General features: G+C 51.6%; 1 protein-coding gene. It reads left to right on the plus strand.

Annotation, left to right across the window (positions count from 1 at the left end; genetic code table 11):
* Positions 1 to 63 precede the first annotated feature (63 nt).
* The gene (locus HRU10_00015; protein ID NRA25620.1) at positions 64 to 549 is read left to right on the plus strand and encodes an NYN domain-containing protein; all 486 of its coding nucleotides are present in this window, start codon (positions 64 to 66) and stop codon (positions 547 to 549) included.
* The last annotated feature ends 300 nt before the right edge of the window (positions 550 to 849 follow it).

The raw sequence follows: 849 nt of genomic DNA on the forward strand, positions 1-849 counted from the left end.
TCTAGGTGTGGTTGAATTGCATCAGATCGTTGAGGACAATTTTTGTCGATTTTGTGCGGGGTGATGAAGCGTTGGATTATAGATGGTCATAATGTGCTTCATGCTTCGAGTGAACTCAGGGGTTTGTTATCTGCTGATTCGTCATCGACGTCGGCTCAACGGGCATTGATTCATCGTGTGTCTGTGCTCAAAGACTTCGGGGGTGGATCCGTGGAAGTCGTGTTTGATAGCCGGCATGAGAAATCGCACAATGATCGGTGGCGGGAGTGTCAGGGTCTGAAGGGGATTGAGGTGACTTATGGGTCAGCGGACACGCAGGCAGATTCGATTATTGAGCAGCGAGTTGTGGCGTCAGATGCTCCTGAGTCTTACCGCGTGGTGACGAATGATCGTATGATTCGCCATGCTGTCGAGGCGGCAGGGGCCGAGGCGGTATCAGTTGAAGCTTTCGTGCGTGAGCTGGCCCAGATCGAGGCGCGTCAGTCACGGGTGATAAATCAGCTAAGTAAGACGGCGGGTGCTGAGTTTGGGAACCGGTTAGAGTTTTGATTTTTCGGTCCGCTCATGAACAAGAGTGGACGCTAATTAATTGAGTCGAGCTGGTTTTGTCGGGGATTGTTTGTCCTTCAATCGTTAACGTGATCGTTGTCGTGGTCGTTGTCGATCTGTGGCTCGAATTAGTTTAAGGATTGGATTTCGGTCCTCTAATGGGCGCAAATAGGGGCTAATTCGGATTTATTGAGCCGAGCTGGGGCTCTGCCGTTCCCAGGTCAGGGGCGCGTCGGTTTTCTTAGGCTTGGAGAGTGATGCGGAAGATGTTTCGACCTGCTTGGTGCCCTGCGTAGATGA

It is taken from the genome of Opitutales bacterium, from assembly GCA_013215165.1.
GTDB lineage: Bacteria > Verrucomicrobiota > Verrucomicrobiia > Opitutales > JABSRG01 > JABSRG01.

Excerpts from the sequence above, each read along its gene's own strand:
- HRU10_00015 (NRA25620.1), top strand. The coding sequence starts at position 64 with ATGAAGCGTTGGATTATAGATGGTCATAATGTGCTTCATGCTTCGAGT.